The sequence below is a fragment of the Micromonospora sp. NPDC023869 genome, assembly GCF_055559695.1.
The window spans coordinates 73,211-98,399 of the sequence record NZ_JBVHKD010000012.1; the positions used below are offsets into that span (position 1 = coordinate 73,211).

At 70.1% G+C, this 25,189-nt stretch carries 20 protein-coding genes; 11 read left to right on the forward strand and 9 right to left on the reverse strand.

Annotated elements, in window-relative coordinates; all coding sequences use genetic code 11:
* Nucleotides 1-18: 18 nt before the first annotated feature.
* From ACZ31C_RS26670 to ACZ31C_RS26680, 3 genes are all read right to left on the reverse strand, one after another.
* A complete protein-coding gene (locus ACZ31C_RS26670; RefSeq protein ID WP_465797605.1) occupies nucleotides 19-1,824 on the reverse strand; it encodes an ATP-binding protein in 1,806 nt (601 codons plus the stop codon).
* A 184-nt stretch (nucleotides 1,825-2,008) separates the two neighbouring features.
* A complete protein-coding gene (locus ACZ31C_RS26675; protein ID WP_465797606.1) occupies nucleotides 2,009-4,312 on the reverse strand; it encodes a hypothetical protein in 2,304 nt (767 codons plus the stop codon).
* A gap of 55 nt (nucleotides 4,313-4,367) precedes the next feature.
* Nucleotides 4,368-5,114: a pyrimidine reductase family protein gene (locus ACZ31C_RS26680; RefSeq protein WP_465797607.1), complete on the reverse strand. Its 747-nt coding sequence runs from the start codon at nucleotides 5,112-5,114 to the stop codon at nucleotides 4,368-4,370.
* 150 nt (nucleotides 5,115-5,264) lie between these two features.
* Here ACZ31C_RS26680 and ACZ31C_RS26685 point away from each other — a divergent pair, with 150 nt between their 5' ends.
* From ACZ31C_RS26685 to ACZ31C_RS26715, 7 genes are all read left to right on the forward strand, one after another.
* A complete protein-coding gene (locus ACZ31C_RS26685) occupies nucleotides 5,265-5,810 on the forward strand; it encodes a plasmid pRiA4b ORF-3 family protein (protein ID WP_465797608.1) in 546 nt (181 codons plus the stop codon).
* Nucleotides 5,811-6,078: 268 nt separating this feature from the next.
* Nucleotides 6,079-7,365, forward strand: coding sequence for an ABC transporter substrate-binding protein (locus ACZ31C_RS26690; protein ID WP_465797609.1), 1,287 nt, complete (start codon nucleotides 6,079-6,081; stop codon nucleotides 7,363-7,365).
* 119 nt (nucleotides 7,366-7,484) lie between these two features.
* Nucleotides 7,485-8,450, forward strand: coding sequence for a carbohydrate ABC transporter permease (locus ACZ31C_RS26695; RefSeq protein WP_465797610.1), 966 nt, complete (start codon nucleotides 7,485-7,487; stop codon nucleotides 8,448-8,450).
* A gap of 10 nt (nucleotides 8,451-8,460) precedes the next feature.
* Nucleotides 8,461-9,303, forward strand: a complete 843-nt coding sequence (locus tag ACZ31C_RS26700; protein WP_465797611.1) for a carbohydrate ABC transporter permease — start codon at nucleotides 8,461-8,463, stop codon at nucleotides 9,301-9,303.
* A complete protein-coding gene (locus ACZ31C_RS26705) occupies nucleotides 9,300-10,733 on the forward strand; it encodes a GH1 family beta-glucosidase (RefSeq protein ID WP_465797612.1) in 1,434 nt (477 codons plus the stop codon). The genes ACZ31C_RS26700 and ACZ31C_RS26705 overlap by 4 nt, the downstream gene beginning before the upstream one ends.
* An 81-nt stretch (nucleotides 10,734-10,814) precedes the next feature.
* Nucleotides 10,815-11,861 carry a LacI family DNA-binding transcriptional regulator gene (locus tag ACZ31C_RS26710; protein WP_465797613.1) on the forward strand — a complete coding sequence of 349 codons (1,047 nt, stop codon included), beginning with the start codon at nucleotides 10,815-10,817 and terminating at the stop codon, nucleotides 11,859-11,861.
* A gap of 118 nt (nucleotides 11,862-11,979) precedes the next feature.
* On the forward strand, nucleotides 11,980-14,409 hold the full coding sequence (locus ACZ31C_RS26715) for a hypothetical protein (RefSeq protein WP_465797614.1): 2,430 nt from the start codon (nucleotides 11,980-11,982) through the stop codon (nucleotides 14,407-14,409).
* Here the strand turns inward: ACZ31C_RS26715 and ACZ31C_RS26720 are convergent.
* Both ACZ31C_RS26720 and ACZ31C_RS26725 read right to left on the reverse strand, forming a co-directional pair.
* Nucleotides 14,383-15,603, reverse strand: a complete 1,221-nt coding sequence (locus tag ACZ31C_RS26720) for an acyl-CoA dehydrogenase family protein (RefSeq protein WP_465797615.1) — start codon at nucleotides 15,601-15,603, stop codon at nucleotides 14,383-14,385. The genes ACZ31C_RS26715 and ACZ31C_RS26720 overlap by 27 nt on opposite strands.
* Complete coding sequence (locus tag ACZ31C_RS26725; RefSeq protein WP_465797616.1) at nucleotides 15,603-16,667, reverse strand: phosphotransferase family protein; 1,065 nt, start codon at nucleotides 16,665-16,667, stop codon at nucleotides 15,603-15,605. Before ACZ31C_RS26725 ends, ACZ31C_RS26720 begins: the two co-directional genes overlap by 1 nt.
* Nucleotides 16,668-16,813: 146 nt before the next feature.
* Between ACZ31C_RS26725 and ACZ31C_RS26730 the strand changes: the two genes are divergently transcribed.
* A complete protein-coding gene (locus tag ACZ31C_RS26730; RefSeq protein ID WP_396744882.1) occupies nucleotides 16,814-17,515 on the forward strand; it encodes an ACT domain-containing protein in 702 nt (233 codons plus the stop codon).
* Nucleotides 17,516-17,627: 112 nt separating this feature from the next.
* Nucleotides 17,628-18,689, forward strand: coding sequence for a GNAT family N-acetyltransferase (locus tag ACZ31C_RS26735; protein ID WP_465797617.1), 1,062 nt, complete (start codon nucleotides 17,628-17,630; stop codon nucleotides 18,687-18,689).
* A gap of 398 nt (nucleotides 18,690-19,087) precedes the next feature.
* Here ACZ31C_RS26735 and ACZ31C_RS26740 read toward each other — a convergent pair whose 3' ends face one another.
* Together ACZ31C_RS26740 and ACZ31C_RS26745 are read right to left on the reverse strand one after the other, a co-directional pair.
* Entirely contained in the window at nucleotides 19,088-19,282 is a 195-nt protein-coding gene (locus ACZ31C_RS26740; protein ID WP_396744877.1) for a DUF397 domain-containing protein, read from the reverse strand.
* On the reverse strand, nucleotides 19,270-20,016 hold the full coding sequence (locus tag ACZ31C_RS26745; RefSeq protein ID WP_465797618.1) for a Scr1 family TA system antitoxin-like transcriptional regulator: 747 nt from the start codon (nucleotides 20,014-20,016) through the stop codon (nucleotides 19,270-19,272). Before ACZ31C_RS26745 ends, ACZ31C_RS26740 begins: the two co-directional genes overlap by 13 nt.
* Nucleotides 20,017-20,298: 282 nt before the next feature.
* Between ACZ31C_RS26745 and ACZ31C_RS26750 the strand changes: the two genes are divergently transcribed.
* Nucleotides 20,299-20,574 (forward strand): hypothetical protein, encoded by a 276-nt coding sequence (locus ACZ31C_RS26750; RefSeq protein ID WP_465797619.1) that lies wholly within the window; start codon nucleotides 20,299-20,301, stop codon nucleotides 20,572-20,574.
* Nucleotides 20,575-20,599: 25 nt separating this feature from the next.
* Nucleotides 20,600-20,884, forward strand: coding sequence for a hypothetical protein (locus ACZ31C_RS26755; protein WP_465797620.1), 285 nt, complete (start codon nucleotides 20,600-20,602; stop codon nucleotides 20,882-20,884).
* A 204-nt stretch (nucleotides 20,885-21,088) separates the two neighbouring features.
* On the opposite strand, the gene ACZ31C_RS26760 is transcribed toward ACZ31C_RS26755, so the two are convergent.
* Nucleotides 21,089-21,805: a cutinase family protein gene (locus tag ACZ31C_RS26760; RefSeq protein ID WP_465797621.1), complete on the reverse strand. Its 717-nt coding sequence runs from the start codon at nucleotides 21,803-21,805 to the stop codon at nucleotides 21,089-21,091.
* Between the two features lie 180 nt (nucleotides 21,806-21,985).
* Nucleotides 21,986-24,637, reverse strand: coding sequence for a glycoside hydrolase family 9 protein (locus ACZ31C_RS26765; protein WP_465797622.1), 2,652 nt, complete (start codon nucleotides 24,635-24,637; stop codon nucleotides 21,986-21,988).
* Nucleotides 24,638-25,189: the final 552 nt, after the last annotated feature.

Genomic DNA, 25,189 nt, shown 5'->3' on the forward strand with positions numbered 1-25,189 from the left:
TCGTGGCGCGGAAGTCGTCTAGAAGGGGATGTCGTCGTCGGCGCTGCCGCCACCGGAACCCACCACGGCGAACGGGTCGGCGGACTGGGTGATCGAGCGCAGCGTCTGCGACGGGGTGGCACCGGCCTCGGAGACCCGGGTCGCCCAGGCCGGGAACGGGAACTCCAGGCAGAGCGGCACCGGGATGTCCGGCTGGTTGACGAACATCGTGCCGGGTTTGGCCAGCAGCGCCCGCTGCCGTTGTGCCGGGGGCAGGAAACCGTACTCGGGGCGGGACGCCTCGGCCGGGTCGAGCCGGCCGACCACCCGGATCGCGGAGTTGGTGACGATGCGCCGCTCCACCTCGCTGGCGGTCTGCTGCGCGCCGATCAGGATGACCCCGAGCGAGCGGCCCCGCTCGGCGATGTCGAGCAGCACCTCCTTGATCGGGGAGGAGCCCTCGCGGGGGGCGTACTTGTTCAGCTCGTCGAGCACCACGAACAGCAGAGGCTTGGCGCCCTGCTTCTCCTTGTTGTCGAACTCGGTCTTGAGGGTCACGCCGACCACGAAGCGCTGCGCGCGATCCGGCAGGTTGTGCAGGTCGACGACGGTGACCTGGGCCGACTCGGCGGTGTTGATGGAGTGCGGGCGGCGGGTCGCCAGGTCGCCCCGGATCAGCCGGGACAGGTCCTTCTTGCTGCCGATGAGTCGTCGGGCGAAGGCGTTCACCGTGCCCAGGCCCACCGCGCTGCCCGCCCAGTCGCTGCGCGTCTCGTCGTCGCTGAGCTGCTCGACGATGTGGTCTACCAGGTCGGCGTAGGTGCCCAGCCGTACCCCGTCGATGCTGACCCCGCCGTCGGCGGGCTGGGCGTAGCGGGCCAGGTGGGCGGCGACCGAGTGGACCACCATCGTGTACTGCTGCCGTTCGTCGTCAGCGTCCGCGAAGACGTACGGCAGCAGGCGCTTCTCGCAGAACTCGGTCAGCGTCCAGTAGAAGCTGTCCACTCCGGTCAGTCGGTTGTGCACGTCCGGCGTGCCGGAGGAGTCGCCGACCCTCGGCGGGGCGTACACCCGCACGTCCGGGAAGGCGTCGGCGACCAGACCGAGCCGGGCGTACGCGGCCCGGGTGGCGTCGTCCAGCCGGACGTTCGGATGGTCGAGGAAGAGCAGGTCCTCGCCCTTGACGTTGAAGATCAGCGCCTTGGCGTTGACCGCGTCCCCGCCGAGCTGGCCGGAGCGGAACACCGAGTAGAGCAGGAAGGTGGCGAAGCTGGTCTTGGTCGCCACCCCGGAGATGCCGGAGATCGACACGTGTGCGCCGCGCGTGCCGTCGAGGAAGTCGGCGTTCAGATAGACCGGCACCCCGTCGCGCCCGGTGCCCATCGGGACGCGTCGCTCCATCCGGTCGAAGTGCAGCGCCCGGGCGCGGGCGTCCCCCTCGGCCCGGTGCACCACCGCGCCCGGGTGCGGCGGCACGTAGAACTCCGGGTCCACCCGGGTGGTGGTGATCTCGGCGGCCTCCTGCACCTGCGCCGGCAGCGTGCCGTCGGCGATGGCGAACACGTCGGAGTCGAACTGCGCGCCCTCGTGTCGCGCGCGGACCTGGGTGACCACCCCGGCGATGGTCACCGGCTCGCGGTCCGGCAGCTCCCGCCGGGTCACCACCACGTCGTCGAGCTGGAGGTAGCTGCCGGGGGCGACCGCCGTCCAGAACTGCAGCGGCGTGGCGTCGGCGGTGCCGAGCACCCGACCGACCCCCTCGCCCGGACCGTCGATCCCGCCCGGACCGACCCCCTCGACCGGGCCGACGATCTCGCCCGGACTGTAGATCTCCTGGTCAGTCATCAGGCAGCTCCGGTCGGCTGGTCGTCGCGGTCGGCACACACGCCCTGCATCCTGCCGGAGGAGTACGACAGGCCGCCACGCGACGCGGCGGAGACCACGCCCCGGTCACACCCGCCCGGCGCGTACCGCGACCGACCGTGGACGCTGCGTGTCGGTGGGCGGGACGAGCTACCGGCGGGACGAGCTACCGGTGTCGCCGTGGCGGCTGCCCGCTCGGGTCGAGCCGCCCGGCCAACTCGTGCACGGCCGCTTCGTACCCCCGGTCGGTGTGGAACGGCCAGTGCTGGTCGATCGGCGGCGGGACGGTGTCGTCCGGGTCGACGACGACCGCGCGGGGATCGCGGAGCCGCCGGTCGACGGTACCGGCCGGCCCCGACACGCGCGGGCGCTCGCCCGGGTGGTGGGCGGAGAAGATCGGCCCGCCCACCGGGTCGGTGTCGCGCCACAGGTTCACCCACCGCCAGCCGACCCGTTCGCCCAGTTCGTGCAGGGTCGCGTCGCCGAGGAAGGCGGGGAAGAGGCGGGCGTAGAGCCGGTGCAGCGGGCTGCCGTGGGTCAGCAACGCCACCCGCTGCCGCACCGAGTCCGGCAACTGGAGCAGCGTGGCGGCGGCGAGGACGGAACCGTGACTGTGCCCGGAGAGCACCACGTCGCCCCGGGTGGTCAGCGCGGTGACCCGCTTGGCCAGCTCCGGCACGGCCCGCTCGGCGTAACAGGGCGGTGCGAACGGGTGCACCGTACGCGGCCAGAACGTGCCCAGGTCCCAGATCACCGCCACGGTGCGGCGGGTCTCCTCGGACCGGTACGAGAGCACCCCGAGCACCAGGATGCCGAGGGCGATCAGTCCGATCACGTACATCCCGACGTCGGTGGCGATGGCCAGGTTCGTGGTCGCCTCGCCGTCGGTGTCGATCAGTCGCCGACTCAGCTCGGACGGTCCGATGCCGATCAGGTCGAGCCCCACCACGGCCACGCCGAGCAAGGAGAGCACCAGGAACACGATGAAGGCCGGGGTGAGCTGTTCGGCGATCGCGGCCCGGGCGACCACCTCGCGGACGGTCCGACGTCGGTTGACCGCCTCCGGCGGCACGTCGGGGAAGTCCCGCCGCACGACCTCCTCGGCCATCCGACGTCGTCGACGCCGGCTGCTCAGCACCCGCCACATGGTCGTGGCGGCCACCACCACGATCGCCACCAGGCCGGCGAGCGCGGCCCACCGGTAGGAGACGGGTGGTTCCAGCGGTGGCGCGCCTGGCAGGTTCGGCCGGGCCGGGTTCGGGATCTCGCCCCGGTCCAGGAAGTCGGCGACCCGGTAGACCAGGGCGGCGGAGAACCCGTACGCGGCGGCGATCGCCGCTGCGGCGAACACCGGCGCGGCCAGGCCGCTCAACCAGGACGTGCCCTTCCCCTCGCCGTGTCGTCGCTGGTGCAGCGTGGTGGCGGTGAGCACGGCCAGCAGGGCTGCCTGGACCGCGATCAACGCGGCCACCGCCCCCTCGTACCCGGGAAGCTGTTCCCGGGGTGGAGCCGGCTCCAGCGGGACCACGGTGTAGACCAGCGCCAGCACGGTGAGCCCGGTGGCCGCCAGCCGCACCGGGCGGATGCCCCGGAAGTCCACCGGTCCCCGGCCCGGCCCGTCGCCGACCCGGCGAGCGGGCATCACGAGCAGCATCACGCAGGCGGCGAGCAGCAACCAGGTCGCCACGAACAGCACGTACGCGACCGGGGTGGGCCGGATGTGGATCTGTGCGCCGAGCAGGATGGCGTCCAGGGTGCCCAGCCCGACCGCCCGGTGGACGGCGCGCAGCCGCTGCACCACGAGTGCGTCGTTCCAGAAGCCCGGACTGTCGATCCGGTCCTCCCCGCCGCCGCCCCGGTCGTGACCACGCGCGGCCGGGAACGCCTCGAACACCCGTGCGGAGCGCTCGCCGAGCCACCAGAGCAGCCGCAGCGCACCGATCGGGACCAACGCGAGCAACGCCAGGCGTGGTCCCAGCGGCAGGTCCGACAGCCAGGACAGGTACGGACGGTTCCGGATGCAGGGTTCGTAGGGCGTGCACTGCCAGCCGACGATGTCCACCGTCACGCCGACGATGGACAGCACGAACGCGGCGGTCAGGGTGGCGGCGAGCAGCCGGCAGACCGGACCGATGGGGCTGCCGCTGCCGCCGGTCGGCGGCCGGGCCCACACCGCCAGGTTGACCAGCATGAAGGGCAGCAGGAAGAGCAGCGACAGGGTCCGCACCGCGCCGCCCGCGGTGAGCGCACCCCAGCGGTACGCCTCCACGTGCATCCCGCTGGGCCGGTCGCTGATCCCGAACCCGGGACGGGGGCGGTAGAAGCCGGCGTTGGTGTCACCGGCCACCCGGATCACCACGGGATGGTCGAGCAGCAACTCGGCCGAGGTGCCGGAGACGCCGTGCACCCGTAGCTCGACCACCTCGTGTGCCAACGCCCCGCCTCCCGGCAGTTGCCGATCCCGGTTCACGGTAGTGAGCCGACCGGCGACTACGTGGCGGATTGCGGCAACTCGGCCGGTCGGGTCAACCTCGGGCGTAGCGCAGCAGCAGGGTGCCGTCGGCGGCGTGCAGGACGTGTCGCAGCGGCAGGTGGCGGGCGGGACTCGGGTCACCGGCGGTGATCCGGCCGGGGCCCGCACCGGCGAGCAGCGGGGCGACCGACAGGCAGACCTCGTCGACCAGGTCGTCCACGGTGAGCGCGCCGAACAGGTGCGGGCCACCCTCGCAGAGCACCTGGTCGAGCCCGCGCCGCCGCATCTCGGCGAGTCCGGTGACGAGGTCGACCCGGTCGTCGCCGCAGCGCACCACGTCGGCCACGGTGGACAGCCCGGGCGGCGGGACGGTGCCGGACCGGGTGAGCACCACGGGGCGTACCGGGGCGTCGGCGAAGGCGGCCTGGGCCGGATCGAGCCGCCCACTGCCGGAGACCACCACCAGGGTCGGGTACTCGGCCAGCCCGTGCGCCCGCCGCCAGGCACGACGCCGCTCGTCGAGCCGGATCGCCCGGTAGCCCTCGTGGCGCAGCGTGCCGGCGGCCACCAGCAGCGCGTCGCAGAGCATCCGGAGCAGCCCGAACACCCGCTTGTCGGGCTCGCCGGAGAGCCCGGCGGAGTAGTCGTCGAGGCTGACCGCGCCGTCGACACTGGTCACGAAGTTCATCCGCAGGTGCGGTCGGTCGGCCCGCCGGTAGAGCGCGGTGAGCGCGTCGTCGTCGACCGGCCCGGGTGACGGGTCCGGCCAGAGCGCGTGGATCGGAAGTCCGACGGTCATTCGCCGGCCGGACCGGTGACCGGAGGGGTGGGGCGAGGGGTACGGTGCTGGCAGTCGCACCAGTTCCGGCCCGGACAGTCGTCGTGCCGCCGTGTCCGGCACGCTCGGCAGATCATGTTGGCAGCCTATGCCGAGGAAGGATGACGCAGCATGTCACGTCAGATCTTCGCGCTGCGGATGTCCCTGTCCGGGCTGCGTCCCACGATCTGGCGTCGGGTCCTGGTGCCCGGTGGGTACACGCTCGACCGGGTTCACCGGGTGGTACAGCACACGATGGGATGGCGCGACTGCCACCTGCACTCGTTCGAGATCGACGGAGTGCAGTACGGCGAACCCGATCCCGACGGTGAGCTGAGCGTGCACGACGAGTTGGACGTACGGCTGGACGCGGCGGTGGGCAAGGGCAGCCGGTTCCACTACACGTACGACTTCGGCGACTGGTGGGAGCACGACCTGGTGGTGGAGGACGCCTTCGCCGCCGACCCGGACGAGCGCTATCCGACCTGCCTGGACGGCGAGCGCGCCGGGCCGCCGGAGGACGTCGGCGGTCCGCAGGGGTACCTGCTGCTGCTCGCCGCCTGGAGCGACGCCGACCACCCGGAGCACCGGGCGATGCGGGAATGGGTGGGTCCTGGATTCGACCCGGAGGCGTTCGACCCGGGTAGGGTCAGCACGCTGCTGCGCCGACTCTGCTGATTCGTTACTCAGCGATCACGTTGAGCTGCCCCGCGGTCCGTATTGGAGCGCGGGGTAAACATTTTCGCGGTAACGATCTGGGAACGCTCCCAGCGGGCTATTGACACTCCGGATACCTCCCGGCAATCTCATGGGAGCGTTCCCAAGATGGCGTGGATCACAGTCCCGCCCCGAGCGCCCGAACCCGACTGACCAGGTCGGGACCGGATGGCGCTGCGGCACCCCCCACCACACATAAACCAGCCTCACCACTGAAAGAGGGGTCAGGATGAGCCTCACCACGCGGCGTACCCGCCTGGCGGCAGGCGCGCTGGCGGCGGTCACCGCTGTCGGCGGTCTCGCAGCCTGCGGTAGCGACGACAGCAACACCGGCGAGGGCGGCAAGCCCGCCAAGCTGGTCGTCGACACCTTCGGCGAGATGGGCTACGACGAGCTTGTCAAGCAGTACGAGCAGCAGAGTGGCATCAAGATCGAGCTGCGCAAGACCGCGCAGCTCGGCGAGTACCGGCCGAAGCTGGTCCGGTACCTGGCCACCGGCAAGGGCGCGGCGGACGTCACCGCGCTGGAGGAGGGCATCCTCAACGAGTTCAAGGCCAACCCGCGCAACTGGGTCGACCTCACCCCGCTCGTCGATGACCACTCCACCGAGTACCTGCCGTGGAAGTGGGAGCTGGGCAAGGCTCCCGACGGTCGCCTGATCGGCCTGCCGACCGACGTCGGCAGCCTCGCGGTCTGCTACCGCAAGGACCTGTTCCAGGCGGCCGGCCTGCCCACCGAGCGCGACCAGGTCTCGGCGCTCTGGCCGGACTGGAACGGCTTCCACCAGGCCGGTAAGAAGTACAAGGACGCGACCGGCAAGGCGTTCATCGACTCGATCACCGCGGTCTCGAACGGTGTGCTGTTCCAGCAGGGCAGCGACCTGTTCTACGACAAGGAGAACAACATCATCGCGGACTCCAGCCCCGCGGTGAAGGCCGCGTGGGACACCGCGACCTCGATGTCGGACATCTCCGCCAAGGCGGCGACCTGGTCGCCGGAGTGGTCGGGCGGCTTCAAGCAGGGCACCTTCGCGGCGACCTTCTGCCCGTCCTGGATGCTCGGCATCGTCGCGGACAACTCGGGTGAGGCCAACAAGGGCAAGTGGGACGTCGCGGCCGTGCCGGGCGGCGGCGGCAACTGGGGCGGCTCGTGGCTGGCCGTGCCGGAGCAGAGCGCGCACCAGAAGGAGGCGGCGAAGCTCGCCGAGTTCCTGACCAACGCCACCAGCCAGGTCGACGCCTTCAAGCTGAAGGGCCCGCTGCCGACCAACCTGGAGGCGCTGAAGAACGAGGCGTTCCTCAGCTACACCAACGAGTACTTCAGCGGCGCGCCGACCGGCAAGATCTTCGGTGAGAGCGTCGCCAAGATCGAGCCGGTCCACCTCGGCCCGAAGCACCAGGCGGTCAAGGAGAACGCGCTCGAGCCGGCCCTGCGGTCGTTCGAGAACGGGCAGGCCAACAAGGACAAGGCCTGGGAGCAGTTCGTGAAGGACGCCGCCATCCAGGGCGCCTTCTGACAGTGATTTCCCACCGGTGGCGTCCGGGGACTACCCCGGGCGCCACCGGTCGGTCCCCGTCTGGGTTGCACCCTGCGCGCGGGCCCCCTCGGAAGGGCTCCCGCCGGGAAAGGAAAATCATGAGCCTCTCGGCCACGACGGCCCCCCCGTCGAACGTCACACCACCGGGCTCCGAGCCCCCGCGTCGGCGCGGGTTCCTGCTCAACCGCCTGGATCTGAAGTACTCCCCGTACCTCTACATCGCGCCGTTCTTCCTGATCTTCGGCATCTTCGGGTTGTACCCGATGCTGCGGACCGCCTGGATGTCCCTGCACGACTGGGACATGATCGGCGACCAGACGTTCATCGGGCTCGACAACTACGCCGCCCTGATCAAGGACGACTACTTCTGGAACGCGCTCTTCAACACGTTCGGCATCTTCGCGCTGTCGACCATCCCGCAGTTGCTGCTCGCGCTCTTCCTGGCGAACCTGCTCAACAGCACCCTGCTGCGCGCCAAGACCTTCTTCCGGCTGGCGATCTTCATCCCGAACGTGGTCTCGGTGGCCGCCGTCGCGATCGTCTTCGGCATGCTGTTCCAGCGGGAGTTCGGCCTCATCAACTGGGTGCTCAGCTTCGTCGGCGTCGACAACATCGACTGGGACGGCCAGCGGTGGAGCTCCTGGACCGCGATCGCGACCATGGTCAACTGGCGCTGGGTCGGTTACAACACGCTGATCCTGCTCGCCGGGATGCAGGCCATCCCGAAGGACCTCTACGAGGCAGCCTCGATCGACGGCGCCGGCCCGTGGCGGCAGTTCTGGCAGATCACCATTCCGATGGTCCGCCCCACCCTGATCTTCGTGATCATCCTCTCCACGATCGGCGGCATGCAGCTCTTCACCGAGCCGCTGCTCTTCGCCAACGGCAGCATCCTCGGCGGTAACCAGCGGGAGTTCCAGACCCTGGCGATGTACATGTACGAGAAGGGCATCGAGAACCTCAACACCGCTGGCTACGGCGCCGCCGTCGCCTGGGCGATCTTCCTGATCATCGCGTTGATGTCGCTGCTCAACTTCCTACTCGTCCGCCGTTCGGCCAAGTGAGGAGAGAGCTGTGACCTCGGCTTCCCGGCGCCTGTGGCGCACCAGCCCGCTGACCTACATCGCGCTCGTCATGGCGGCGCTGCTGTCGATCTACCCGTTCTACTACATGATCGTGATCGGGACCCGCACCCTGGACTCGATCAACGACGTACCACCGCCGCTCACCCCGGGTGGCGCCTTCGGTGACAACTTCGGGCGCGTGCTCGACAACGACGCGGCCAACTTCCTCACCGGTCTGATGAACTCGGTCATCGTCTCCTCGGTGGTGACCCTGTCGGTGGTCCTCACCGGCTCGCTGGCCGGCTTCGCCTTCGCGAAGCTGCGTTTCCGGGGCCGCAACATCCTGCTGCTGATGATCGTCATCACCATGATGATCCCGACCCAGCTCGGCATCATCCCGCTCTGGGGCATGATGCAGGAGTTGAGGTGGTTCGGCACCCTGTACGCCGTGACCGTGCCGTTCCTGGTCAGCGCGTTCGGCGTGTTCATGATGCGGCAGTACGCCAGCCAGGCGATCTCCGACGAGCTGATCGAGGCCGGTCGGGTCGACGGTGCCAGCACGTTCCGGATCTACTGGAACATCGTGCTGCCCGCGCTGCGTCCGGCGGCGGCCGTCCTGGGTCTGTTGACCTTCATGGAGACGTGGAACTCCTTCCTCTGGCCGTACGCGATCCTCACCCCGGAGAACCCGACCCTCCAGGTCTCGCTCTCCTTCCTCTCGTACGCCTACTACACCGACTACTCCCAGGTCTTCGCCGCCACGGCGGTCGGCACCCTGCCACTGGTCCTGGTCTTCATCCTGTTCGGCCGCCAGATCATCGGCGGCATCATGGAAGGTGCTGTCAAGTCGTGAGCAACCCCGCCATCCCACCCGCGGTGGGTGTCCTCGACGAACGCGCGCCGTTGACCTTCCCGTCCGACTTCCTCTGGGGCGCGGCCACCGCCGCCTACCAGATCGAGGGCGCGGCGAGCGAGGGTGGCCGTACCCCGTCGATCTGGGACACCTTCAGCCACACCGAGGGCCGGACGGTCGCCGGGCACACCGGCGACGTCGCCTGCGACCACTACCACCGGCTCGGCGACGACGTTCGCCTGATGGCCGAGCTGGGGTTGAAGTCGTACCGGTTCTCGGTGTCGTGGCCGCGGGTGCAGCCGGGCGGCACGGGCCCGGCAAACGCCGAGGGGTTGGACTTCTATCAGCGGCTGGTCGACGAGCTGCTGGCCAACGGCATCGAGCCGTGGCTCACCCTCTATCACTGGGACCTGCCCCAGGAGCTGGAGGACGCCGGTGGCTGGCCGGCCCGCGACACGGCCGCCCGGTTCGCCGACTACGCGCAGCTCATGGCGGGTGCGTTGGGCGACCGGGTGAAGTACTGGACGACGCTCAACGAGCCGTGGTGCTCGGCGTTCCTCGGCTACGGATCGGGCGTGCACGCGCCCGGCCGCCAGAACGGTGCGGACGCGGTCCGCGCCGGGCACCACCTGATGCTCGGCCACGGGCTCGCCGTCCAGGCGCTGCGCGCGGCCATCCCGAGCGCCGAGCTCGGCGTGACCGTCAACCTGTACCCGGTGACCCCGGCCAGCAACACGCCCGGGGACCTGGACGCGGCCCGGCGCATCGACGGGCTGGCCAACCGCTTCTTCCTGGACCCGATCCTGCGTGGGTCGTACCCGGAGGACCTGGTCGCGGACCTGGCGAAGGTGACCGACTTCGGGCACGTCCACGACGGTGACCTGGAGATCATCTCCAGCCCGCTGGACGTGGTCGGCATCAACTACTACAGCCGGCACGTGGTGGCCGCGCCGGTGCCCGGCGAGGACCCGGAGGAGTACTGGCGGGCCCCGTCGACCTGGCCGGGCAGCGAGAACGTCCGGTTCGTCACCCGGGGTTACCCGGTCACCGACATGAACTGGGAGATCGATGCTCCCGGCCTGGTCGAGACCCTGCGCCGGGTGCACGAGGAGTACACCGACCTGCCGCTCTACGTCACCGAGAACGGCTCGGCGTTCGTCGACGCGGTGATCGACGGCCAGGTCGACGACGCCGACCGGCTGGCGTACTTCGACGCCCACCTGCGCGCCTCGCACGAGGCGATCAGCGCCGGCGTGCCCCTACGGGGATACTTCGCCTGGTCGCTGTTGGATAATTTCGAATGGGCCTGGGGTTATACCAAGCGGTTCGGGATGATCTACGTCGACTACGACAGCCAGACCCGCATCCCCAAGTCCAGCGCCAGGTGGTACGCGGAGGTGATCCGACGCAACGGTCTGGCCGCACAATAAGGCGACGGCCAGCCAGTAACGGGTGGCCCGGCACCAGCGCTGAACCAGGTGCCGGGTCCGCCCATGTCGGAGGAGCAGACGATGACAACGCAGCGCACCCGGTCGCTCGGGCGCCCGACCCTCGACGCGGTCGCCGCCCGCGCCGGAGTCGGCCGCGGGACGGTCTCCCGCGTGGTCAACGGCTCCCCCCAGGTGAGTCCCGAGGCCCGCGCCGCCGTGCAGCAGGCAATCGCCGAACTGGGGTACGTGCCGAACCGGGCGGCCCGCGCCCTGGTGACCCAACGCACCGACTCGGTGGCCCTCGTGGTCAGCGAGTCCGGTGAGCGCATCTTCGCCGAGCCGTTCTTCGCCGGCATCGTGCGCGGAATCAGCTCGGTCCTGCTGGAGACGCCGTTGCAGCTCTGGCTGGCGATGGCCCAGTCGCCGCTGGAGCGGGAACGGGTCGAGCACCACCTCACCAACCAGCACGTGGACGGGGTGTTGCTGCTGTCGCTGCACGACTCCGACCCGCTGCCCACCCTCCTGGAGGAACGGGGCCTGCCCACCGTGCTGGGCGGACGCCCGGCTCGGATGCTGCACCCCGAGGCCCAGCCCGCCTCCTTCGTCGACGTGGACAACGCCGGTGGCGCGCGGCAGGCCGTGGAGTATCTCGCCGCCCGGGGACGACGCCGGATCGCCACCATCGCCGGCCCGCAGGACATGGGCGCCGGCCTGGCCCGGCTCGCCGGCTACCGGGACGCCGTCCGCACCGCCGGCTTCGGCGTCAACCCCGACCTGATCGGGTACGGCGACTTCAGCGAGGAGAGCGGGTCGACCGCGATGCGGCAACTGCTGGACCGCTGCCCCGACCTGGACGCGGTCTTCGTCGCCGCCGACCTGATGGCCTTCGGCGCCATGCGGACGCTGCGCGACACCGGCCGCCGCGTACCGGAGGACGTGGCCGTGATCGGCTTCGACGACGCGCCCATCGCCCGGCAGGCCAACCCGCCGCTCACCTCGGTGTTCCAGCCGGTCGACGAGATGGGCCGGCAGATGGCCCGTCTGCTGGTGGCCCGCATCCGCGGCGACGAGATCCCCGACCCGCACATCGTGCTCGACACCCAACTCGTCGAACGCGCCACCGCCTGAACCTGGGCATCGCAAGGCAGCTCAGCCGACCGCCGCGGCTGGTCGACAGCCTCTCCTACTCTGACAGGCCCGGACAGAGTGTGCGCTGGAGGCTTCCATCGTGGCGACGCTTCATTCGATGCAGACCGGCACCCCATCTCCTGCAGCGGTAGCCGATGCCTTGACGGAGGCATTCACACACCACAGCGCACGCCCTCTCCAGGACTTGCTGTCGCGAACGGGGCACGGGCATGCCCTGGCTGATCTCGATGCCCTGTTCACTGGCCGGGCCCCCGATTCGGAGATCGTACGGGCCGTCCTCCGCGCTCAGGTCGGACACGTTGCCGATCGACCCGATCTCCTCTTGTTGCTCGTCTCGTACCTCTACGCGCGAATCAATGAGATGTGGGATCTCTATGCCGATCAGGGTGGAGTGCTGCGGACGATCTCCGAGGTGTTGCGCGCGGGTTTTCCGGACTCTCCGGACAAGAGTCGCCGTCTAGGATCCGGTCCTCCTTCCGCAGCAATCACGGAACAGGCCTCGATCATGCTGGAGAACATCCGGCTCGTGTCGCAGGGGATGGCAGTCAGTAGGGCTGTCAATTCCTCCTGCGTGGACGAGGTGGAGAAGCAGGCGCGACCTATTGTGGCAGCGATGGACGATCAGATCTGCCGGATCCGGTCGATTCGGGACGGCGATGAGTTGACCGACTGGTTGTCCGCGCACGCCAACGAGACGCGTGATTACTATCAAACCCTCGTCTTTTGTGCCCGGGCAACGCGTCAGTTTCTTCTGGCCGGGAAGAGGACCGGCGATCAGGGCGTCCACGAGCCCCGGGAGGTTCTGGCCGAGGAGTTGGCCGGCTTCCTCGAAAAGGTAGAGCAGACCAGGCGTCGGCACCCTGCGAGGGCCTGGCTGTCCGGCGACCTTGCAGCACTCGCGGCCAACCTGCGGATCATGCGCGAGTGGGTGAACCGTGACTTCCTCTTCGTCGAGGACGCCACGGTCGTCTACATCTATCCGTTCGCGATTCCCAGCGCTGTGCTGGACCGGGTGCGGCTCACGCCCCGTCGGGGCGGATCGAGCGCGTTGACCGGGTACGGTGCCGATCCGATCAGCGCGATCAGGAGTCGTTGTGAAGAGCGAGCGGTGCGTGTGCACGGACGACCGATCAGTGCGGTCATGGATCACGCGGTCGGCGACGACTGGGGGGCGGAGTCCGACTATCGGGTGCTGGACGTGTCGCTGCCTCCGGTGTTGATCACCATGACAGACGCCGCGAGGACACAGACGACCCTCATCGCCACGCTGAGGATCAGCAGCCTCGGGAATCACAGCCTCCGCATCGAGGGCGCTCTGGTTGATGCGGACGTGCACCTCGTCAACCAGGCGCTTCGTCGTCCATCGGTCGTGATGGGAGCCAGCGAGAAGGTGCGCCTGGCGACCTCGGACCGCACGGAGGCGTGGAGCAGACTCTCTGAGTATGCCCAAGAGGTGATCACGGAATTCCTCAACGGGCTGAATGACGACCCATCGGCGGACCAGTCCTTCGACGATGTTGTCCAGCGCGCTGCGGCCACGGCGGTGGCACTGAGTCACTCGTTGTTGGTGGTTCATTCCCTTCGGGTCATCCAGGCCGACGGAACAGCCCGACATGCATGCGGATCCGAGATCCGTGATGCCGCCATCGTGGGCAGCAGCCTATTCGTCAGCCCCGTTGGCCGGGATGCCGTGACACTGGAGGAGTGGGTGCGTTATCGCCCGTCGCCGCATGTCACCGACATCCTCGGCGACTACGGATACGACGGTGACATCGTCTTGCGTACGGCGAACACCACAGTGGTGTCGGCGCCAGAGACGCCGGACTGGATGGCCCTCAGCTACAGCGCTCAAGCCGAGTTCATCGCCACGCTTCCTGGCGTACTGCTCGGCTGGACTGCTGAGATCACCGAATACATCCGGCAGGCGCGGAACCAACTCGACACGGCCCGACGGCTTCTTCAGGAGGCGCCGATGTCGACGGTCCAGGAGAGAAGCGCACTGCAGCACACCATCTTGTCACTCGAACAGCGGTATGCGGACCTCAGACTGGTCACGAGTGACGTCCGGGCCAAGCTCAACGGAATCAATTCCCCTACCCTCTTGCGTGACCTGATCAGGCGTTCCTATTTCGACCGCCTGTACGAGGCGGCTGGTCTTGCCGCGTACGAACGTTCCTTGTTGAGTCGGATTCAGGAGGCTGAGGATCTGTACCAGGTCGCCTCGGGGCTGTTCCGCGCCTTCGACGATCGGCTGGCCGCTGCCGAATCCCACCGGCGTCGACGCCTGAACACCATCCTGACCACGTCAGCGACTCTTCTCGCCATCGCCTCCACCGCCGAACTCTATGGACTGCTCAACGACCTCATCGAACCTCGTCCGTGGGTGCTCGCGGTCGAGGTCACCTCGATCGGCGTATTCGCCCTGATCATGGTGGTAGTTCTCGTTCTGGTCGGACGGCAGCCCAGAGGCAGGGACGCCCGCCGTTCGTGGCGGGCGTGGTCAGGCGGGGTGGGTCCAGCGGCGTAGCTCGCGCTTGGCGAGGCTGGCGCGGTGCACCTCGTCGGGGCCGTCGGCGAGGCGGAGCGTACGGGCGTGGGTCCAGAGTGCGGCCAGGGGAGTGTCCTGGCTGACGCCGGCTGCGCCGTACGTCTGGATCGCCTTGTCGATCACCCACTCGGCCATCGCCGGTGTGGCGATCTTGATGGCCTGGATCTCGGTGTGCGCGCCCTTGTTGCCGACGGTGTCCATCAGCCAGGCGGTCTTGAGCACCAGCAGGCGGGCCTGCTCGATGCGGACCCGGGACTCGGCGATCCACTCCCGCACCACGCCCTGCTCGGCCAGGGGGCGGCCGAAGGCCACCCGGTCGACGGCCCGGCGGCAGAGCAGCTCCAGGGCCCGTTCGGCCATGCCGATCAGGCGCATGCAGTGGTGGATGCGGCCGGGGCCGAGCCGGGCCTGGGCGATGGCGAACCCGGTGCCCTCGGCGCCCACGAGGTTCTCCGCCGGGACCCGTACGCCGTCGAAGTCGATCTCGGCGTGGCCGCCGTGCGGGGCGTCGCTGAAGCCGAAGACGGTCATCCCCCGGCGGACCGTGACCCCGGGGGTGTTCCGGGGGACCAGGATCATGCTCTGCTGCCGGTGTCGGTCGGCGTCCGGGTCGGTCTTGCCCATCACGATGAAGATCTCGCAGGCCGGGTCCATCGCCCCGGACGACCACCACTTGCGGCCGTCGATCACGTAGTGGTCGCCGTCGCGGCGGATGGCGGTGGCGATGTTCGTCGCGTCGGAGGAGGCGACGTCGGGTTCGGTCATGCAGAACGCCGAGCGGATCTCGCCGGCCAGTAGCGGGCCGAGCCACCGTTCCTGTTGGGCCGGGGTGCCGAACTCGGCCAGCAGCTCCATGTTGCCGGTGTCCGGCGCGGCGCAGTTGAGTGCCTCCGGGGCCAGATGCGGGCTGCGGCCGGTCAACTCGGCCAGCGGCGCGTACTGGAGGTTGGTCAGCCCGGCACCGTGTCGCGGATCGGGGAGGAAGAGGTTCCACAGGCCGCGCCGACGGGCCTCGTCCTTCAGCCTCGCCAGCACCGGCGGTCGGGCCCACGGGTCACCGGCGGCGGCCACCTCGGCGGTGTAGACGGCCTCGGCCGGGTAGACGTGGTCGGTCAGGAACTCGGTCAGCTCCCCGCGCAACTGCTCGGTGCGGTCGTCGTACCCGAAGTGCATCATGCCTCCCTCAGCGTGGCCAGCCCACGGGCGACCAGCGGGGCGACTATGCCGCCGATGGTGTCGAAACCCTCGCCGAGGGTCTGCCCGAGGGTGTGCCGGTAGTGGATGCCCTCGCAGATCACCGCGAGTTTGAAGCAGCCCAGTGCCACGTGCCAGTCGAGCGGGCCGACGTCGACGTCGCTGCGGGCGGCGTACCGGTCGATCAGCTCCGCGCCGGTCGGGAACCCGGCACGCGGGCCGAGCCCGTCGGCGACCGGATTGTCAACGGCGGCGACGCCGCCACCCAGGACGTCCCAGTACGTCAGCAGCAGCCCGAGATCGGCCAGCGGGTCGCCGAGCGTGGCCATCTCCCAGTCCAGCACGGCGGTCACGCTCATCGACCCGGCCGCCGGGTCGACTGCGGCGAGCAGGTTGTCCAGCCGGTAGTCGCCGTGCACGATCCCGGCCGTACCGGTGCTGTCCGGGACCGTGGCGGCGAGCCGGTCGCGCAGCTCGTCGATGTCGGGCAGCGGTCGGCTGCGGGACCGGTCGAGCTGCCCGGCCCAGCGGCGTACCTGCCGGGCCAGGTAGCCGTCGGGGCGGCCGAAGTCGGCCAGGCCGACCGCCGCCGGGTCGACGGTGTGCAGGGTGGCGAGGGTGTCCATCATCGCCATCGCCAGGTCGTGCCGCTGCCCCGCGCCGAGTCGGTCGGTCTGTTCGCGGCTCCGGTACACCTCGCCGGGAACGCGCTCCATCAGATAGAACGGCGCGCCGAGCACGTCCGGGTCGGCGCAGAGCAGCAGGGCGCGGGGGACCGGCACGTCGGTGGCGGCCAGCGCCGAGATCACCCGGAACTCGCGGGTCATGTCGTGCGCGGTGGCCAGCACGTGCCCGAGCGGTGGTCGCCGGAGCACCAGGTCACGGTCGCCGGCCCGGACCAGGTAGGTGAGGTTCGACCGCCCACCGGCGATCAGGTCGGCCTGCAGCGGCGCCCCGGTCGACTCCGGTCGATGCGTCGCGAGGTACGCGCGGAGACGGTCCAGGTCCAGACCGGCGGGGGAACGGGCAGCCGGATCGGTCATTCGGACAGTTGATGGCAGCCCCGACGGGTTGTCAAGGTCAGGTTTTGCCCAGGGGACATGCCGCAGCAACAGGGACGAAATGGTCAACTGCCAGGCTCGGGTTCAGCCTGCCGGCATTGTGCCGGCCCGCCGAGCGGAGGGTTCAGATGTTGCTGCGCGTACGGGTCACCCTGCCGGACCGTCCGGGCACGCTCGGCCAGGTGGCCCGCACCCTCGGTGTCTCGGGCGCGGACATCGTCCAGGTGGTCGTCCTGGAACGGCTCGGCGGGCGGGCGGTCGACGACTTCACCGTGGTCTGGCCGGGCGCCGCCCGGGTGGAACGGTTGCTGGCGGGCCTGGCCGCGATCCCGGGCGTACGCGTCGACGGGGTGTGGCGGGCGATCGGCGCGCCCACCACCACCGGGCAGGACGCCGAGTTGCTGGCCCAGGTCGCCGCCAACCCGGCCGACGGGCTGGCCACTCTGGTCGACGCGGTACCCGGACTGCTCGCCGCCGAGTGGTCCGTGGCCGCGGTCGTACCGGTCGACTGGGCCTCCCGCACCGGAGGCGGCGGGGCGACGGTCGGGCACGCGAGCTGGCGTACGCCGGTGCCGCCCCGGCTGCCGGAGGTGACCCCGCTGCGCGCCCGGTCGATGACCATGCCCGACGGCAGTCACTTCGCGGTCGCGCCGTTCGGTCGCGCCGGGCTGGTCCTGGTGGTCTCCCGCGAGCACAACGAGACGTTGACCCCGGCCGCCTTCCACAGCACCGAGGTCGACCGGCTCGCCCAACTGGTCCGGGCCAGCGCGGTGATCCTCGGCGACCGGCTCGACCTGGTCGGCTCCCCGGCCGTCACCGCCAACCCCTGACCGGCCCGCGACCTGGTGTGACGCAGACCGCAGAGCCCGTGGCAGCCGGACACGGTCGGGCAACCGGCCCGCAACAGCCGCAGGCCAGGGTGACAGGTGAAAGGAGGCGACCATGACGCTGTGGCGGATCCGGGCCACCGTGGACGACCGGCCGGGCTACCTGTCGGTGCTCACGGCGAGCCTCGCGCTGCGTGGAGTCAACATCCTCACCGTGCAGGTGCACACCACCGAACGTGGCGCTGTCGACGACTTCCTCGTGGACGCGCCGGACACCCTCGACGAGGCGGGTCTGATCGCCGCCGTGGAACGGGGCAGGGGGCGGGACTGCTGGGTGGCGCGCAGCGAGGCGCGTGGCCTGGCGGACCAGCCGACCCGCGTACTCGGGTTGGCCACCCGGCTGGTCCACGACCCGGACGCGACCGGCGAGGTGCTGCGCGCCCTGCTCGGCGCGGACGAGGTGACCTGGCGTCCGGCACTCGCCGTGACGCGCGCCGGGGTCGACGAGGCGACGATGCTGCTGGCCGACCCGAACGGCGGCTCCTACCTGCTGCGCCGGGCCGCGCCGAGCTTCACCCCCGCCGAGTACGCCCGCGCCCAGGCCCTGCTGGAGCTGGGCGCCACCGCGGCCCGCCGCACCGCCGAGCAGGTCACCGTGGTCCTGCCGGACGGCGCCGAGCTGACCGTACGCCCCGCCGTCGCCGACGACCTGGCGGCCGTGACCGAACTACACGAGGCGTGCTCGGCGGACACCCGCCAACGCCGCTACCTGGGCGGGGCCTGCCTGCCCACCCCGGCCCGCCTGCGTCAGCTCCTGGAACCGGCGCGCGGGCAGACCCTGATCGCCGCGACGACCGGCTCCGACGGGGCGGCGGAGTCGGTCGTCGCGATGGCGAACCTGCTCGCCGAGGGCGACGAGGCCGAACTGGCCCTGCTGGTCCGCGACGACTGGCAGCGGCGCGGCCTCGGCTCGACCCTGCTGCGCCGGTTGACCCGGCAGGCCGAGTCCGCCGGGTACGCGGCAATGGTGCTGCACATCCAGGCGGACAACACGCCCATGCTGCGTACCCTGCGTCGGCTGGCCCGACCCACGATCGCCGAACGCGACGGATCCCTGCTCACCATGACCGTGCCCCTCGGGGCCGAGGTGTCGGCGGCGACGGAACGCGCCGGCTGACAGCACAGACGACCGACCTCCGGTGCGGAGGACGGTGAGGTGGGCGGGGCTCCCGATGCGGGAGCCCCGCCCACCGCCCTCTTGCCGTCTCTCGCGCTGTGCCACGTGCCCTGCCGTGTCGCGCGCCCTTGCCGTGCAGCGCGCCCTTGCCGTGTCGCGCGCTGCACGGCGTCGCGTGCTGTGCTGCGTGGCGCGCGTTACCGCGTCGCGTGCTTTGCTGCGTCGATCATGGAGTTGTGGCGCCTGTTGTCTGATGAAACGCCCCTTTTTGTCGATGCCACAACTCCATGATCGGCGAGGACTGTGGCTGACGGGGGTGTGTCGGGGCAGCTGCTGGGGACGGTGAGAGCGCCCGGCCCCAGTGGGGCGAGCGCTCTAAAGATGTCCGGAACGTTTGGTCAGGCTTGTTTGGCGAGTTGGGAGACGAACGCCTGCCAAGCGGTGGGATCGAAGGCCAGGGCGGGACCGCCCGGGTCCTTGGAGTCCCGGACGCCGACGATGCCGGGCACGTTGTCGGCGACTTCCACGCAGTTCCCGCCGTTGGAACTGCTACGAGTGCTTGTGCGCCAGTGGGCGCCGGTCAGGTCAGCCATGCCCGCGCTCTCAGAAACTCGATGGACTGGTCGCGCGGAAGCGCCACCGACCTCACGGTATCCCAGACGGCCCAGAGTGGAGCAACATCATTGGTGATGCGGCCCTGGGCTTGATCGTCCAGATAACCGACGTCGTCTCCGTCTGCCGTCGTGGCGATCACGAAGGGTCCGGCCTGGCCCGGATGTAGACCGGCCGTCAGTGGAATGACATGCACCATGACGTTCGGCCGTTGTGCCATGGAGATCAGGTGGTCGAGTTGCGGTCCCATGATCTCCGGTGCGCCCCGACGTAACGCGGCTTCGTCGATGACGAAGACCGCCAGCGGTGGTCGGGGTCGGTCGAACACCGCTGCCTGCCGCTCCATCCTGAGTGCGACGAGGCTTTCGGCGTCGGCCGTCAGTGGCCCGGAGGCGATCACGGCCCGGGCGTAGTCCTCGGTTTGCAGCAGCCCCGGGATCACCGACGACTCGTAACAGCGGAGTCCGGTGGCCTCCCGCTCGACCTGCGTCCACGGCAGAAACCACGCGGGCTCCTTACGTCGCTGCGCGTCCGGCCAAAGGTCCTCCATGTCCCTTCGCAGGATCTCTGCCACGCGGGCACGATGACGCATCTGCGGAACACGTCCCTGGCTGACCCATCGCGCAGCGGTTTTCGGATCTACCCCGATCTGAGCTGCGAGGCTGTCGGCAGTCTCCCCAGCCGCTGCCATCGCAAGCTGAACGGCCCGATTCATCCCCTGCTCCAAACACATCGTCCGGAATGTCTTCGGTACAGACTCCTACGCGGTGTAACTGCCCCGCAACCCTTGGCAAGGTCTTGTTCAGATGGCGCGTTCGGTGGAGGCCAATCCCCCTGGCCCGGCGGGCGCGTTCGTCCCGGGGGTCGCCGCCGGGCGAGCATCCGCGGCGACCCCCGGTCCACCGAGACGACGAGGGAGGCTTCCGTGTCCACACCGCGAGCGACGAACAATGTCCCGCCGTCGCGCTGGCCGACGCCCACCGATGAATGTTCAGCTGTGCGGTCGTTTGCCGCCGTGCTCGGCGGAGAGGCACTCGGCACCGTGGCGGTGGGGGATGTGATCCGGGTGCCGGAGGGTGCGTACCTGCCCGGGGTGGGAGAGCTGCTGCTCTATGTGGCTGAGGTGATCGGCCGCGCGCAGCAGGCGGACGGCCACGTGTGGGCCGAGGTGAGCGGGCATGCGGTGCAGGGTGACGGGACGCTGCAGGTCCGTCGCCGGTACGCCCGGGTGCGGGTGGACCAGGCCGTGGTCGTGCCGCGTCGTGCTTGGTGAGCGGCGGCGGCCGGACGGGACGCCGGTGGTCGAGCCCGGTGTGTACCTGCTGACCCGCGACGCGAGCCCGCAGTTTCGCACGCCGATCGCGGTGCGGGTCGTCCGCGAGCAGGCCGACTGGCATCCGCCGTACGGCTGGACCTGGATCCGGTGTTACCAGCTCGACCGGCACGGGGACGCGGTCGAGACGCGGCATCTGTTCGTGATGCCCGCCGGGCTGCGGCGACTCGTGCTCATCCCATCCCCGCACACCCGAACACCCCGCCGTGATCGTGCGGTGCGGCCGTCTATCTTGGACGGTTTCCGTTAGCTCCTAACGGAAACCGTCCAAGATTGCCGCCGCCGCAGCACGGGTCGCCGCCGGCCCTGCGACGCCGCAGCCGCCGCAAGCCCTGCGCTGCGCCCGGCCCCGCGCCGCAGCCGCCGCCGGGACCCGCGCCCGCAGTGCCGTTTCCGCAGTGCCGCGTCGGGGGGAGCGCCGCAGCCGCGCCCGCAGATGGAACAAGCCGCGAAGTCAGCGGGGTACGTCGGCGGTGGCGCGGGTGGCGGCGAAGCGGGTGGCCCGGGTGTGGAAGCCCTGGTAGTTGACGTGTGCGGCGAAGCTGAATCCGCCCTGGCAGAAGCGGTCGTTGGCGTTGCAGTACGACTGGATGCGATCGGCGAAGCCGTTCAGCCGGCCCGCGCCTCGGGGGAAGATGCCGGAGCGTCGACCGTCGGTGACGTTGAAGGGTTCACCGGCGGTGAAGGAGGGGTCGCCGAAGAGGAGGACGGAGGAGACCCGCGCGCCGAGGTCGGCGGAGAGACCGGCACGACTGCCGGTGCCGGCCAGCGCGTCGCCCATCACGTCGGCGCCCTGGGAGTAGCCCATTAGAACGAACCGGGTATTGGGGCACTGCGCGGCGGTCGCGGTCATCACCCGCTGCACCTCGGCGACGCCCTGTCGCACGCTGGCGACGTAGTTGCCGGAGGCCGGGTAGTCCAGCGGGGTGGTGCGGACGGTCTGCGGTAGGTCCCGGGTGATCTGCCGGGCCAGCGGCGTCAGCACGATGCCGAGGCCGGGGCGTTCGGTGGTGCCGCGTGCGCCGATGACCTCCAGGTCGGGGCAGGTGTTGCGGGGTGCCTCGGCGGCGAAGGTCATCGGGGCGACCGCCAGCCCGGCGAGGGCCACCACCCCGACCGCCACCAGGGCCAGCAGGCGTGTCCGGCGTGTCCGACGGTGTCGTCCGCTCATTGTTCAGCTCCTTTTCCCAGGTCGACAGGGGTGCCGATGGGTACGGGAGCGGGCGGCGTGCGGGTGGATCTTATGGATGTTCACACAATCTGCACTGATGGTGAACCGACCGGGGCGATTCCGCGTGACGGAGGGGCGGTGCGGCCAGAGCGAGGTGCCTGGCCGCACCGCCCCCTCGGATCAGGCGACGGTGCAGGTGGCCCCGTTGACCGTGAAGCCAGTCGGTCGGGGGTTGCTGCCGGTGTGCGTACCGTTGAAACCGATGCTCGTGGACGCGCCCGGCGCGAGAGTGCCGTTGTAGGACAGGCTTGTCGCGGTCACCGACGCGCCGGTCTGCTGGAAGGTCGCCCCCCAACCCTGACCGACCCGTTGGCCGGTGTTTGGGAAGGTGAACGCCAGCGTCCAGCCGTTGATGGTCGAGGTGCCGGTGTTCGCGATGGTGATGTTCGCGGTGAACCCGGTGCCCCAGTCGTTGGTGCCGTAGGTGACCCGGCAGGGCATCGTCGGCAACGGCGCCGAGGTGGTCACCGAGACCTTCGCGGTGGGCGGCGAGACGTTGCCGCCCGCGTCAACGGCCACCACGTGGAAGCGGTACGTGGTCTGCGCGGTCAGCCCGGTCGCCGCGTACGTGGTGCCGGTGACGGTGGTGACCAGCACGTCGTCCCGGTAGATCCGGTACCCGGTGACGCCCACGTTGTCGGTGGCGGCACCCCACGTCAGCGTGGCTCCGGTCGCGGTGATTCCGGAGACGGTCACCGCACCGGGAGCGGTCGGCGCGACGGTGTCGTCCGGGTCCGGCGGCGGCGGGTCGGTGTCACCCGTGGGCTCGACGCCCCACACCCGGACCCCGCCCGCGTACAACGGCACGTTGCGGTTCGGTCCGGCGGTGGCCTGGAACGACGGGTCGTTGCCGGTGTTCCAGGTGCCGCCCTCGGGCACGCCGACCTTGAACTGCACCTCCATCCGGTGCTGCGACTGACCGGCCGGCGCGATGGTCTGGCCGGTGCAGTCGACCTCCACGTACCAGAGGTCACCACCGGCCTGCTTGGCAGTGCTCGGCGCCGGGCAGCCCTGGGTGTAACCGGGGGTGACCTGCACCGGACCGGTGCCGTCCGGGCGGAAGTAGTAGCGGAACTTCGCGTCGGTCAACGCCCGCGCCGGGAACGCCGACTTGTTGTAGATCATCACCTTGAGACCGGTGGCCCGGGTCTCGTTCTGCATCACCGTGGTCTCCACGGTCAGCTCGTCGATGTCGGGCCGCTCGACACCCGGGAAGCCGGCCAGCGGCGTACCCCCGTACTCCTGGGAGAGCCGGGCCAGCGCGGAGGTGAAACCGGCGTTGTAGTCGGTCGCGACCTCGTTCATCACGTAGTCCGACCGGTTGTCGGTGTACGCGTCGTTCGGCGACGACGGCCCGCCGACCAGCGCGCCGAAGAGGGTGTGCCGGGTCTCCGTGGGTACGGTCATGCTGTCCCACCAGGAGCCGTGCGCGGTGCGGTGGTGCGGGTTCTTCGGCGGGTTGGTGCCGAAGCCGACCACGTAGCTGGAGTTGCGCGGGTTGTCGCCGAGCGCGTAGTTGATCTGCCGGACGGCGAAGTCGTGGTAGCGGACCTTGCGGGTCGCGTCGGTGGTCTTGTCGCTGTAGACCAGCGCGGCGAACGCGGTGTTGGCCGCGTACCGCAACGCGCCCCAGGAGTCGAGCACCGCCATTCCGCCGGGGGAGTAGCGGATCCGTTCCCCGTTCACGCCGACGGTCCAGAAGTCCAACCACCGGTTGGCGTCGTCGACGTAGCGCTGCTTCCCGGTCAGGTTGGCCAGCAGCACGTACGCGCCGAACTGCTTGTTGTCCCAGGCCACCGTCCACTTGTAGGAACGGGTGGTGGTCTGCGGCTCGGTGCCGAGCTTGTCGTACTCGCTCTCCGCCTTGGCGAGGTACGTGGCGTCGCCGGTCGCCCGGTACAGCCAGATGGCACCCCACACCAGCTCGTCCTGGTAGCCGCTCCACGACCGGTAGAAGCTGGTCGCGTCCGTGATGCACTCGTGGTAGCTCTTACGCACCGTGTCGGCGAACGTGTAGAGCTGCCGCGCGTGGGTGAGCAGCTTGTCGGCGTACGCGGCGTCGGTCGGCCGGAACACCATGGACGACGCGGCCATCGCCGCCGCCGTCTCACCCGCCAGGTCCGCGCCGCCACAGCTCGCATCGATCTTGTACGCGGGCCGCGCCATCGGCATCACCTCGGCCGGACCCCACCACTTGTGGTCGTCGTCGCCCTTGCCGACCTGCCCGTACAGCACGTTCGGCGAGGGATGCGCCTTGACGAAGTAGTCGTTGACGAACCGCAGATTGTTCAACAGGTGGGTGAGCTGGCCCGACGCCACGTACCCGGCCCGGTACTCGACCGCGCCCCACGCCAGCATCGTGGTGCTGAACGCCATCGGGAAGCCGAACTTCACGTGGTCACCGGCGTCGTACCAGCCACCGGTGAGGTCGATCCCCACGTCCGCGCCGTCCCGCAACGCCGAGTCGTCACGCCAGGAGACCCGGTTCCAGTCCGGCAGCTTCCCGGACTGCTGCGCCTCGTAGAACAGCAGCGACTTCTGCAACGCCTCCGCGTAGTTGAACGCCGGCGCGGCGGCGTCGCTGGTGGTGTTCGGTGTGGCGTTGGCTGGGGTGGCGTCGGTCGGGGCGGCGACGCCGGCCGCCGGTACGCCGACCGCCAGCGCCAGTCCGGCGGCGAGGACCGTGCCGGCGCTGCGGAGACGACGCGACCAGTGGTCGCGTCGGCCGGGATCGTCGCCGCGAGCGCGGCCCGGCCGTCTGATGTGGTGCATGCGGCTGCTCCTGTCGTACGGGGCAGGCAGCGTCGACGCGGACACGTCGGGGTGGACGGCTGCCGGCGGTGGTGGCAGAGTGGCTCCAGCAGGCCCGGGAGCGCTCCCATGGATGAGTAGCAATGTAATCTGGCGCTCACCGGTTTGGGAAGGCCGAGCGGCACGACAGGAGCGAGCGTTCCGGGAAGGCCGATCCGGAACGGCGCGCGCGTCTCGTCGGGGTGCAGTCGGCAGGCGCCGGGGCGCAGGCGAGTCTGGGCCGGTGGGGGTAGCGTCGGCGGCCCGAATCGCGTTACACCGACACGCCGCTGGCGGTCCCTGATTCCACCCCCACGTCCGGACACGAGACCCGCCCGTCCGCCCAGGTCGGACCGTTCGCCTGAGATCGGTGGGCCCCATCCGCAGGCAAGCTTGTGCCATCTCCTCCGGCTGGTCGGGGTGAGACCCGATGACCAACCACCCGAGAACGGCCGCCGGTGTCCCTCCGGCGGCCGTTCTCGCCGTCACCACCCGATCCACCCCGGCACATACCCGCCAACCGGGTCCGCTCCG

What these genes read in the sequence shown, in the direction of transcription:
- ACZ31C_RS26720 (WP_465797615.1), bottom strand. Translation starts at nt 15,603, where the DNA reads ATGCACTTCGGGTACGACGACCGCACCGAGCAGTTGCGCGGGGAGCTG.
- ACZ31C_RS26745 (WP_465797618.1), bottom strand. Translation starts at nt 20,016, where the DNA reads ATGAATCGGGCCGTTCAGCTTGCGATGGCAGCGGCTGGGGAGACTGCC.
- ACZ31C_RS26735 (WP_465797617.1), top strand. Translation starts at nt 17,628, where the DNA reads ATGACGCTGTGGCGGATCCGGGCCACCGTGGACGACCGGCCGGGCTAC.
- ACZ31C_RS26760 (WP_465797621.1), bottom strand. Translation starts at nt 21,805, where the DNA reads ATGAGCGGACGACACCGTCGGACACGCCGGACACGCCTGCTGGCCCTG.
- ACZ31C_RS26690 (WP_465797609.1), top strand. Translation starts at nt 6,079, where the DNA reads ATGAGCCTCACCACGCGGCGTACCCGCCTGGCGGCAGGCGCGCTGGCG.
- ACZ31C_RS26680 (WP_465797607.1), bottom strand. Translation starts at nt 5,114, where the DNA reads ATGACCGTCGGACTTCCGATCCACGCGCTCTGGCCGGACCCGTCACCC.
- ACZ31C_RS26710 (WP_465797613.1), top strand. Translation starts at nt 10,815, where the DNA reads ATGACAACGCAGCGCACCCGGTCGCTCGGGCGCCCGACCCTCGACGCG.
- ACZ31C_RS26685 (WP_465797608.1), top strand. Translation starts at nt 5,265, where the DNA reads ATGTCACGTCAGATCTTCGCGCTGCGGATGTCCCTGTCCGGGCTGCGT.
- ACZ31C_RS26730 (WP_396744882.1), top strand. Translation starts at nt 16,814, where the DNA reads ATGTTGCTGCGCGTACGGGTCACCCTGCCGGACCGTCCGGGCACGCTC.
- ACZ31C_RS26670 (WP_465797605.1), bottom strand. Translation starts at nt 1,824, where the DNA reads ATGACTGACCAGGAGATCTACAGTCCGGGCGAGATCGTCGGCCCGGTC.
- ACZ31C_RS26725 (WP_465797616.1), bottom strand. Translation starts at nt 16,667, where the DNA reads ATGACCGATCCGGCTGCCCGTTCCCCCGCCGGTCTGGACCTGGACCGT.
- ACZ31C_RS26740 (WP_396744877.1), bottom strand. Translation starts at nt 19,282, where the DNA reads ATGGCTGACCTGACCGGCGCCCACTGGCGCACAAGCACTCGTAGCAGT.
- ACZ31C_RS26715 (WP_465797614.1), top strand. Translation starts at nt 11,980, where the DNA reads ATGCAGACCGGCACCCCATCTCCTGCAGCGGTAGCCGATGCCTTGACG.
- ACZ31C_RS26695 (WP_465797610.1), top strand. Translation starts at nt 7,485, where the DNA reads ATGAGCCTCTCGGCCACGACGGCCCCCCCGTCGAACGTCACACCACCG.
- ACZ31C_RS26765 (WP_465797622.1), bottom strand. Translation starts at nt 24,637, where the DNA reads ATGCACCACATCAGACGGCCGGGCCGCGCTCGCGGCGACGATCCCGGC.